The sequence below is a fragment of the Neisseria sp. SLRRB23 genome (assembly GCF_050896295.1).
Lineage (GTDB): Bacteria > Pseudomonadota > Gammaproteobacteria > Burkholderiales > Neisseriaceae > Neisseria.
Window position 1 is genome coordinate 31,284 of the sequence record NZ_JBPBFH010000022.1, and the last position, 10,723, is coordinate 42,006.

Below are 10,723 nucleotides of genomic sequence, written 5' to 3' on the forward strand. Positions count from 1 at the left end.
AAGGCGAACAATGCACGCTGACTAATTAGAACGGGAAAGGATTTGAAATGGCGGTCAATGTTGCGGTGGTGAAAACGCCGGCGGGAACGCTTGCACCGGCGACGGCCTACGATGCGGAACTGTTGCGGGATTATGCCGCCGGCCGGCAGTTGAAGGTGGAAATCAAGCAGATGGGCAACCGCAGTTATCAGCACCACAAGCTGTTTTTCGGCGGGCTTTTGCCTTTGGCGTATGAATACTGGGTGCCGTCGGGCGGGCTGGTGACGGACGGGGAGCAGAAGCTGATTAGCGGTTTCGCGCGGCGGCTTGAGGCCATGCATTCGAGCGGCGGGCTGTTTTTGGAGTTTGCCGACGAGTTTGTACGGATGGTGGCGGTAAAGCGGGGCGAGAGAATCGGCGCGGTGCTGCAAAGTATGGAAGCTTTCCGCAAGTGGCTGACGATTGAGGCTGGGTATTTCGATGTTTACGAGACGCCGGACGGCTACCGCAAGGAGGCGAAAAGCATCAGCTTCCACAGTATGGGTCAGGAGGAGTTCAACCGGTTTTACCGGGACTGCTTTCAGGTGGCTTGGAACATGATGCTGTCGTCGAAGTTTGAGTCGGAGGAGGCCGCAGAACGGGCGGCTATGGAGATGATGGAGATGGGCGGATGAGCAAGATTACGCAGTCGGCACGCGGCGAGCGTTGCCAGATACGTTTCCCGGGCATTTGCAATCATGATCCGGAAACGACGGTTTTCGCGCATTACCGTTTGGCTGGAACTTGCGGCATGGGGATTAAGCCGTCCGACCTATTGGGCGCGTTTGCCTGTTCCGCATGTCATGATGCAGTAGATGAGCGAGTGCGAACGGATTTGACCCATGACGAATTAAGGGCGGCACATGCGGAAGGCGTGATGCGGACGTTGGTTATTTTGGAAAAGGAAGGGCTGGTAAAGGCCGGCTGAACGGGGGTGTGAATGTACCGCAATATAGACGAGTGCCTGCGCGATGTGTACCGCTTCGGCGCGTTGCGTATCGAGCCGATGGGGAATACGGCGCAAATTTGCTACTGGGTAGAGAATAAGGGTGTAAGCCGTGGCGGTGAGCAAGGAATGACACAGCATGACTGGCACGCCAATGCCGCCATGATACAGGCACGGGTGGAACGGTTACTGAACCATTTAGAGCTTTGTTCCGTAGAAGCCCAATACGGCAGCAATTTTAGCCATATCGTGGATTTGAGCAGCTATATCCTAGATCAGCAGCAAGGCATTCCCCTGTTGCTTTGTGATGCCCTGTTGTCGCATATTTTTTCAGGTATCCCTAAACAGACGCAGATACAAGACAGATTTGATATTGCCCGCGTAACGTTGTGGCGGAAAAAGAAACAGGTTGGAGGAATTGTGGCAGGACTGCTCGATAGCGCCATTTGCAAACTGGAACCAGAGTTTAGGCAAGTCGGGATTATTGAGTAGTTTGCGATTGTGTGGCTATGCTGTGTAAAATAACGCGCCACGACAACGGAAATGTGAATTACCAACGAAAACGCATGAGGCCATTCCTCCGTCGGTTCGGCAGCGTAATACTTCAGGTAATGCCGAAGAGCACGAGCCAGTGAGTGATGATGAGCGTAAACAGGTAGATAGTTTATTTTAGGAGGCGAAAGATGAAAAAAACATTATTGGCTATCTTCTTATGTGCGGCAATAACACCGTTGTTTGCTGATGGGTATGGCTCGCGTAAGTTAAATATAGATATTTATCCAAACCCGAAATTTGCTATGTATGGGGATTTAGGGCTGATGAGCTCAACGGTCTCTTCTATGAGAAGAAATACTATTTCAGGGACAAATAGTTTAATTCAATCTGAATGTGCCACTATTGCGGATTGGTTTTTGCCCTATGTATATCAAACCAGAAAGGCTGAAATGGAAGGGAGGTTATCTTCTATTGAGGCTTCATCAAATATTCTTAGAGGGGCGATGAATACAATGCAAAGCATATCCGAAGGTACGCCTTTCCCTCTCGGTGTAGATTCATATAGAACACTCGATGCTCTAGTAAATGAGCAGTTAAAGCTGGGGAGTTCGGAGGGTAATGCTGTGAGATATGCAAAAAATATTTGCGTTCATGAGCTGAATCCAGGGAAGTACAGACTTCTATTCTCCTCTTTCCCTAAGGCGGGTGGGAGTTTTATTCCAGATCTAACAGGGTTAGATGATAGCCGCAAATCACATGGTGCAATTCTTCCGCTGATTTCGCTAACAGCGCCAGAGGACTCAACCTTTACGTCTCCTAGAGACTTAGGTAGATTCAAGTTATCTGCGCAGGAAATTATGGTAATCCATGCACTAATTGCAGATGATATAAAGACTAATTTAAGAAATCAGGGAAAAGATAACTGGATTACCTATAAATATTTAGTAGACAGGAAAAAAGAAGATTTTAATAGATTTTTAAGGAATGGCGGTGCTAATGAAGATTATCTTGTGCTTATTCGTGTCGTTAAAGTAATGAATAACGTAACATACTTCTCTGAGAATAACACAGAAATAACAGATGCCTTTTTAAACAGCGCCTGGGATAAAGTTCAGGCTCTTTCTCCAGAGGAATTCAAAAATAATTTAAATGCAGCATTATCTCGTTGAACTAAATTGGCTACTGGTATTTGCAGATGGGCATCTATCGCAACACGAGCAGGCTCTTGGTTGTTTTGCGCTTGACAGAATGAAACACTTTTGATATAAATATGCTATATTTCGGAGAAAGTTGCGAATCGGCGATTTTCTCCTTTTGTTTTTTGGCAGCCTGCAGGCTGCCTTTTGCATTTCAGGAAGCCCGATATGGCAAAAGCAAAACGCCCCATCGGGCGACCGACAAAATACAAGCATGAATATGCTGAACAAACTTATAAATTATGCTTGCTTGGCGCAACAGACGAAGAAATAGCTAATTTTTTCGATGTTAATGTAGCCACGATAAACCGCTGGAAAAATGATTTCCCTGAATTTTGCGAGTCCATAAAAAAAGGGAAGATTCTTGCAGATGCGAATATCGCTGAACGGTTGTATCGCCGCGCCATGGGGTACGAAGCCCCTGATGTTGATATTCGCGTAGTAGAAGGTGAGATTATCGAAACACCATTAACTAAGTATTACCCGCCAGATACGCCTGCTGCCATTTTCTGGCTTAAAAACCGACAGCGTTCAAAATGGCGCGATAAGGTTGATAATGAAGTTTCTGGAAGTATTTCAGTTCATGCTGATGTGAAACTTTCCGATTTGTTCTTGAGCGATGAAGAATAAGCTACACCCTAAATTCAGACCACTAATCCAAAAGCACCGATACAAGAGTTTGCGCGGCGGACGTGGTGGTATGAAATCGTGGGCGGTTGCTACAGTTTTGGTTGAGCTTGCCTGCAAAGGTCGATTTCGTATCATGTGCGCCCGTGAGCTTCAAAACAGTATCAGTGATTCCGTAATCTCTTTGCTGTCAGATACGATAGATAGGGCAGGTTATACGCAGGAATATGAAGTACAGCGTAACCGCATTATCCATCTATCGACAGGTTCGGAATTTCTCTTTTACGGCATTAAGAACAACCCGACAAAAATCAAATCCATTGAAGCGATTGATATATGCTGGGTTGAAGAGGCGGAAAACGTTTCCGATGAAAGCTGGAATATCCTAATACCGACTATCCGTAAAGATGGGTCGGAGATTTGGCTTACATGGAATCCGAAGAATATCCTAGATCCTACCTATCAGCGGTTTGTAGTCAATCCACCTGATGATATAGCCGATATTGTCGTGAACTACACGGACAACATCTATTTGCCTGATGTGCTACGTTTAGAGGCTGAGTCATGCAAGGCGCGTGATTATGACCTTTACCGCCATATTTGGCTGGGCGAGCCGGTGGCCGACAGCGAACTGGCGATTATCAAGCCGAGCTGGATTGAAGCCGCCATTGATGCGCACGAGAAACTGGGCTTCTCAGCCGCAGGCCGGCGCATCCTCGGTTTTGACGTGGCTGATGAAGGCGATGATGCCAACGCCACCGTATTGCGGCACGGCTCCGTCGTAACCGACATGCAGCAATGGCGCGGACAGGATGTGATTTATTCCGCCGACAAGGTTTACCTGTACGCCCAAGAGCAGAATATTGACCGCATCGTGTACGACAACATCGGCGTGGGCGCTGGTGTGAAGGCACAGTTCCGGCGCAAGAACGGCAAGGTGCAGACGCTTGGCTTCAATGCGGGCGGCGCGGTGTACAAGCCCGATGCCAAGTACACCGACGACAAGAAAAACCGCGATATGTTCGCCAACATCAAGGCGCAGGCATGGTGGATGGTGCGCGACCGCTTCTACAAGACGTGGCGTGCCGTGCATCACGGGGACAGTTACCCCGAAGACCAACTTATCAGCCTTTCAAGCAGCCTGCACGAGTTGGAATACCTGACTGCCGAATTGAGCCGTCCGCAAGTGGATTACGACCAAAACGGGCGCGTGAAGGCGGAGAGCAAGAAAGACATGAAAAAGCGCGGCATCCCCAGTCCGAACCGCGCGGATGCGCTGGTTATGGCATTCGCCCCCGTACAGGGCGGGCTGAACATCAACCCCAAGATATTGAGCGGACTATGAGCAAAAAGAAAAAACACACAGACAAAGCCATGCGCCGCGCCCTGCAAAGGCTGCCTGAAAAGCAGCCCGCATCATACAGCTTGGATTTCCCGGCACTGCCGGACGGCGTGAAGCCGAACGGCATAGCGATGGACGGCAGCCCCTTGGGAAACTTCGGGGCTGATTGTTTTTTCGGCACCGGCTTTATCGGCTATCCGCGCTTGGCCGAGTTGGCGCAAATTTCCGAATACCGCAGCGTGAGCGAAACCACCGCCAACGAAATGACCCGCCAATGGATAGAAATCAAATCCGCAGGCGAAGAAGACAACAGCGAGGCCATCAGGCAGATTGAGGAATGCTGCGAGCGGCTGAACGTGCGCGACGTGTTCCGCAAGGCCGTTGAAACAGACGGCCTGTTCGGGCGCGGCCAGATACTGGTGCAAATCAAAGGCCACGACGGCAAACTCGCCAATCCGCTGCTGCTGACGGAGAAAACCATTGCCAAAGGCAGCCTGAAAGCCTTGGTGAACATCGAGCCGATGTGGACGACCCCCGCGCCGTACAACGCCGTCGATCCGACCCTGCCCGACTTTTACAAGCCGAAGGCGTGGTATGTGATGGCGCAGGAAATCCACGCCAGCCGGCTGTTTACCCTGATTTCCCGCCCCGTGCCGGATATGCTCAAGCCCGCCTACAACTTCGGCGGCGTGAGTATGACCCAGCTTATGATGCCCTATGTGGAACGCTGGCTGCGTACCGTGGATTCCGTCAGCGACCTGCTGCACAGCTTCTCCCTGTCCGGCATCAAAACCGATATGAGCGCGATATTGGGCGGCAGCGACGACGGCGACACCAACATCATACTGCGTGCCGAACTGTACAACCGTTTGCGCGACAATCGCGGCCTGATGCTGTTGAGCAAAGACGAAGAAGAGTTTTTCCAGTTCAACACCCCGCTGTCCGGCTTGGACGCGCTGCTTGCCCAATCCCAAGAGCAAATGGCCGCGCCCAGCCATACGCCGCTGGTGAAGCTGCTCGGCATCACGCCCAGCGGCCTGAATGCCAGCACAGAAGGCGAGATTGCCGTTTACTACGACCACATCCGCGCCATGCAGGAAAACCTGCTGCGCGACCCGCTGGACAAGCTGCTCAAACTGGTGCAACTGCACCTGTTCGGCAAAGTGAACGACAACATCACGTTCGACTTTGTGCCCTTGCGGCAGATGAGCGAAACCGAGCTTTCCACCATCCGCAAATCCGACACCGACCGCGATGTTGCCTACATTCAGGCGGGCGTGGTATCGGCGGAGGAAGTACGCGGACGGCTGGCGGGCGAGCCGGGCAGCGGCTACAACGGCATCGACGTGGAAGATGTGCCCGAACTGCCCGATGACGGCTTTTCAGACGGCCTGAATGACGGCGCGGAGGAAGATGTCGGAGACCCAGCCGACCCAAAGCCTGAACCTGCCCAAGATGCCGAATGGGACGAAAGCAAGCATCCGAGGGCGGAGAACGGACAGTTTGGAGCAGGAGGCTCAGCTCAAAATAATGCTGCCGATATAAGCGGATTTCTTGGCACCGAGTATCAAGGCAAAGGGAAAGCCGCCGTCCAAAAATTACGTCAGGAAAAGAATGGGTATATCAAAGACGCTTTCCACCGAAGCGACATTGGCGATATTGCTTTAGTTTGGGGGAATGATGATGTCGGATTGAGGCACATCATCAAGCGCCGAGAAGAGCAAGGCATTGATATTGAACTATTTCTTGAAGATATTGATGAGGTTATTGAGAAGGGCAATATTCAAAAGAGCCAAGAGACGGGAAATTTTGAGATTTGGCACAATAAAAAGATGGCGGTCATCTCGCCGGAATTTAAAGGCAATCAGTTGATGTTCTTACTGACCGCATTTAAATCGCGCAAGCAAAAAACAAACCCCTGATGATGAAGTATCAGGGGTTGTTTGTGTCTGGGTGGCCGCAATCCCCACCATTTATCACTCGACAGTAACCTGCCTGAGATTACGCAGCTAATGCGAAAATTTCTGCTGTCAGACGTGGTTATTGTATGCCACCCATCAGATGAAAGCAAGCTATGAAGCTATCCGCCCCGTCCGATAAAGACATCATCCTGAAACCGATACAGCCCAACCTCGGCGTGGAGGCTGCCTACCGCAAAAGCCTGAAAAAGCTGTTGCGCGAAATGCGCGCCGACGTGCAGGGCCTGCTTGAACGGCACTATCCGAAAGGCATCGCCCAAGACAGCCTGACGGACGGCTTGCAGGCTGCTTTGTCCGCCCTGTTGCGTTATTGGGCGGCACGGCTGGACAAACTCGCCCCGCAAATTGCCGAAATCTTCGCCAATCAAAGCGCAAGCCACACAGAGAAAGCCTTTCAGACGGCATTGCGGGAGGCGGGCTTTACCGTTCGTTTCCGTGCCACAGCGCGGCAGCAAACCGCCTTGCAGGCCGTATTGGGCGGCAACGTCTCGCTTATCCGTTCCATCGGACAGCAATACCTGAACCGCGTGGAAGAAAGCGTATGGCGCAGTGTGAATGCAGGCTACGACATGGCGCAACTGACCCGCGAACTGCGCAAGGATTACGGCATCAGCGAACGCCGCGCCGCCTTTATCGCGCGAGACCAAACCAACAAAGCCAAGGCTGCCATCGAAAAGGCGCGGCGGCAGGAATTGGGCATTACCGAAGCCATATGGATGCACTCCCACGTAGGCAAAGAACCGCGCCCGAGCCATGTTGCCGCCAACGGCAAACGGTTTGACGTGAACAAAGGCATGTATCTGGACGACAAATGGGTGCAGCCCGGAACCGAGCCGAATTGCCGCTGCACCAGCCGCAGCGTGATTAAAGGATTTAATGCATAAGATGATGGCAGATATATGGCAAAGCTGACCATCAAGGAAACAGGCAAAGAAAAAGTAGGAAACGCGCCTGCGGGCATTGAAACCGCAAAAGACAGCGGCCAAGCGGCGGGTTTTGTTTCCTATGCAGATAATCATACTCCCTTTGCCGAAGACGGACAAACACACGAAACAGCAGGCTATATACGCATTATGAAGATAACCGACCAAAACGGGCGCGATGTAACAAAAACTTATGACGAAGGCCGCCTTTCCATCGCCCAAGACCGATCCCTGCGCTCCTACGATCAAGACGGCAGGCTGCACGTGGAAAGCTCCAACATCAGCAAGGCAACGGTAAACCCCTACTATGGAAGCGAAATCCCCAACTACAAACAACTGGGGCTTGAGCCGAAAAAGGTTTACTACCTGCTGCGGGACCCCGAAGAGTTGGAAAAGGCCGCGCCGACCTTCAACAACCTGCCGCTGTTGAACAAGCACATTCCCGTTTCCGCCGACGAACCGCAGAAAGAAGTGATTGCAGGCACGACCGGCAGCGATACCGTGTTTGAAGACGGCTACCTGAAATGTTCGCTGGCCGTGTGGGACGCGGAGGCGATTGCCGGCATCGAGAGCGGCGAGCAGGTGGAGCTGTCCAGCGCGTACCACTACACCGCCGACATGACCGCAGGCGAATTTGAAGGCAGGCATTACGACGGCGTGATGCGCGATATTGTCGGAAACCATGTAGCCCTTGTCGATGTGGGTCGGGCGGGGCGTGATGTTGTCGTAAGCGATGCAGACCCATTTCACGAAAGGAAAACTATGAAACTGAAAGCAGGCGCGAAAGCGCGTATTCAGGCAGCCGTGCAGCCTTTATTGGCGCAGGATGCCGAATTGAGCCCCGACGAACTGTTGCAGGTCATCAGCTCACTCACCAACGAAGTGCAGACGGCACAAGACGACGGCAAAGAGTTGCCGCCTGAAAACGTCGAGAATGTCGGCACGGACGGAGACGGACAGGACGACGGCGAAAACAACTCCGCCCCCGCCAAAGACGAAGAGCCGGAAAAAACCGCCGAAGACGAAGAGCCGGAAGCTCCCGAAGGCGGCGCGCCCAAACCCGCGCAAGATGCCGCCATTTCCAAAATGGCGATGGATGCGGCGATTCAAAAAGCCGTGGCTGCGGAGCGCAAACGCGCACAAGCCTTGGCAGCGGCACAACGCGAAGTGGCGCACATTGTCGGCGATGTGGCGATGGACAATGCGGCGGACGTGTACAAGTTCGCGCTGGAACAGAGCGGCATCGACGTAACCGGCGTGCATCCTTCCGCCTACCGCGCTATGGTCGGTATGTTGGCCAAACCCAAACAGCCGATGGCGCAAGATGCGGCCAAAACCGCCCAACAGTTCCCCGGTTTGTCACGAATCAGAAAGGCTTAAACCATGTCATTCCAAAAAGCAGTCCAACCTTACCAAGCCCCCGCCGTTGCGGGGGATTTTGCCGCCCACAACCCGAACGCCTCCATGCTGGCGGGCGAAGGCGCGCTCGTCAGCGGCACGGACGGCGTAACCGTCGGCGTGTTTGCCTGGGCGGATGCCGAGGGCAAAGTGTCCAACAAGAAAACCGACGGCGCGCGCATCGGCTTTGTCCACCGCGAACAGCAGGCAAGCATCACCGCCTATCTGGCGGAACACGGCAACCAAATCCTGCCCGGTCAAATGATTACGCTGGCGGTGGCGGGCGATTTTTGGGCGCATTTCCCTGCCGGTGCGGAAATCGGGCAGAACGTGTTTGCCAAAGACGCCGACGGCACATTGAAAGCATCTGCCGACGCCACCGAAACCGACCACACCCTGACCCGCTTCAAAGTGGCTTCCAAAGCCGCAGCGGGCGAACTGGCCAAAATCACCACATGGGAGTAATTGAATGAACACCTTGCAACAACTCGAACGCGATGCCGGCATCGTCTTTATGGGCGGCGGCAAAAAGCTGATGAACGAACAGGTGCAGGCTGCTTTGGCGATGGATGCGCAGCCCGCGCTGACCACCGCAGGCAACAGCGGCATCCCAGCATGGATGCTGACCTATGTCGATCCGAAGCTGATTGAAGTCGCCCTTCAGCCGATGAAGGCCGCCGAAATCTTCGGCGAAGTGAAAAAAGGCGACTGGACGACCGAAACCGCCATGTTCATGCTGGTAGAACCGACCGGCGAAGTCTCCGGCTACGGCGACTACAACAACAACGGCGTGAGCGGCGCCAACGTCAATTTCCCGCAACGCCAAAGCTACCATTACCAAGTGTTCACCCGTTGGGGCGAACGCGAAGTGGCACGCGCTGGCGAAGCGAAGATCGACTATGTGAACCGCGTCAATCAGGCAAGCGTGAACGCCTTGAACCGTTTCCAGAACAAATCCTATCTGTTCGGTATCAAAGGCTTGCAGAACTACGGCATCCTCAACGACCCGAGCCTGCCGGCTGCCACCGCCGCCGACCAAACGTGGGCGGCCGCTACCGGCGAGCAGGTGTACGAATCCATCCGCAAGCTGTTCCAAAAACTGTTACAGCAGACCGGCGGCCTGATTGATATGAACACGCCGCTCTTGCTGGTGTGCAGCCCGACCGCCAGCGTGGAACTGACCAAAACCAACCAGTACAACGTCAATGTTACCGACCAGTTGAAAAAGAACTTCCCCAACCTGCGCATCGAAACCGTGCCGGAATATTCCGCCGCATCGGGCGAAATGGTGCAGTTGATTGTGGAAGAGTTGGACGGCCAGCGCACCTTGGAATGCGGTTTCACCGAAAAACTGCGCGCGCACAATATGGTTTTGGAAGCCTCCAGCATCAAACAGAAGAAATCGCAGGGCACATGGGGCGCGATTATCTACCGCCCGTTCTGCATTGCTTCTATGACGGTGAGCTAGGCTGCCTGAAAAACAAGGCCGTCTGAAACAGGCGGCTTTCCCTGCACCTGAAAAGGCGTGTTTCTGCCGCCGGCAGGCGGTTTTTTTGTTCTATCAGGATATTGAAATATGAAGAATAAAACCTTTACCGATCACGATATTCGTGTAACAATTAGCGGCATCATCAAGGAGATTTGGGGTGACGGTGTCGCATCAAACCGCCCCGAGAACATTACTCCGGAAGTGGCTGCCGTAGTAAGCGATGCGGTAAACCAAATCAAAACCTGCTCCAAGCGTCTGTTGGCAGTAGATATTACCTATAACTTTCTCTATACTGCTCCCGGTACGATTT

The 10,723-nt window shown here is 52.9% G+C and carries 12 protein-coding genes; all 12 read left to right on the forward strand.

Translation table 11 applies throughout. From position 1 onward, the window contains the following. Window positions 1-47: 47 nt before the first annotated feature. Window positions 48-653, forward strand: coding sequence for a DUF1367 family protein (locus ACRPFF_RS07355; RefSeq protein ID WP_432674252.1), 606 nt, complete (start codon window positions 48-50; stop codon window positions 651-653). Then, a complete protein-coding gene (locus ACRPFF_RS07360; protein ID WP_432674253.1) occupies window positions 650-946 on the forward strand; it encodes a DUF1364 domain-containing protein in 297 nt (98 codons plus the stop codon). Before ACRPFF_RS07355 ends, ACRPFF_RS07360 begins: the two co-directional genes overlap by 4 nt. 12 nt (window positions 947-958) lie before the next feature. After that, window positions 959-1,456, forward strand: coding sequence for a hypothetical protein (locus ACRPFF_RS07365; RefSeq protein ID WP_432674254.1), 498 nt, complete (start codon window positions 959-961; stop codon window positions 1,454-1,456). 191 nt (window positions 1,457-1,647) lie between these two features. Beyond that, window positions 1,648-2,628, forward strand: a complete 981-nt coding sequence (locus ACRPFF_RS07370; RefSeq protein WP_432674255.1) for a hypothetical protein — start codon at window positions 1,648-1,650, stop codon at window positions 2,626-2,628. 195 nt (window positions 2,629-2,823) lie between these two features. Then, on the forward strand, window positions 2,824-3,285 hold the full coding sequence (locus ACRPFF_RS07375) for a helix-turn-helix domain-containing protein (protein WP_432674256.1): 462 nt from the start codon (window positions 2,824-2,826) through the stop codon (window positions 3,283-3,285). Then, window positions 3,275-4,627 carry a PBSX family phage terminase large subunit gene (locus ACRPFF_RS07380; protein WP_432674257.1) on the forward strand — a complete coding sequence of 451 codons (1,353 nt, stop codon included), beginning with the start codon at window positions 3,275-3,277 and terminating at the stop codon, window positions 4,625-4,627. The genes ACRPFF_RS07375 and ACRPFF_RS07380 overlap by 11 nt, the downstream gene beginning before the upstream one ends. Continuing rightward, window positions 4,624-6,546 (forward strand): anti-CBASS protein Acb1 family protein, encoded by a 1,923-nt coding sequence (locus ACRPFF_RS07385; RefSeq protein WP_432674258.1) that lies wholly within the window; start codon window positions 4,624-4,626, stop codon window positions 6,544-6,546. Before ACRPFF_RS07380 ends, ACRPFF_RS07385 begins: the two co-directional genes overlap by 4 nt. Window positions 6,547-6,698: 152 nt before the next feature. Further along, window positions 6,699-7,487, forward strand: a complete 789-nt coding sequence (locus ACRPFF_RS07390; protein WP_432674259.1) for a phage head morphogenesis protein — start codon at window positions 6,699-6,701, stop codon at window positions 7,485-7,487. A gap of 15 nt (window positions 7,488-7,502) precedes the next feature. After that, complete coding sequence (locus ACRPFF_RS07395; RefSeq protein ID WP_432674260.1) at window positions 7,503-8,906, forward strand: DUF2213 domain-containing protein; 1,404 nt, start codon at window positions 7,503-7,505, stop codon at window positions 8,904-8,906. A 3-nt stretch (window positions 8,907-8,909) separates the two neighbouring features. Beyond that, entirely contained in the window at window positions 8,910-9,389 is a 480-nt protein-coding gene (locus ACRPFF_RS07400; RefSeq protein WP_432674261.1) for a structural cement protein Gp24, read from the forward strand. 4 nt (window positions 9,390-9,393) lie between these two features. Then, the gene (locus ACRPFF_RS07405) at window positions 9,394-10,392 is read left to right on the forward strand and encodes a major capsid family protein (RefSeq protein ID WP_003711080.1); all 999 of its coding nucleotides are present in this window, start codon (window positions 9,394-9,396) and stop codon (window positions 10,390-10,392) included. A gap of 108 nt (window positions 10,393-10,500) precedes the next feature. Then, the coding region (locus tag ACRPFF_RS07410) for a hypothetical protein (RefSeq protein WP_432674262.1) at window positions 10,501-10,723 on the forward strand (223 nt) is incomplete at its 3' end.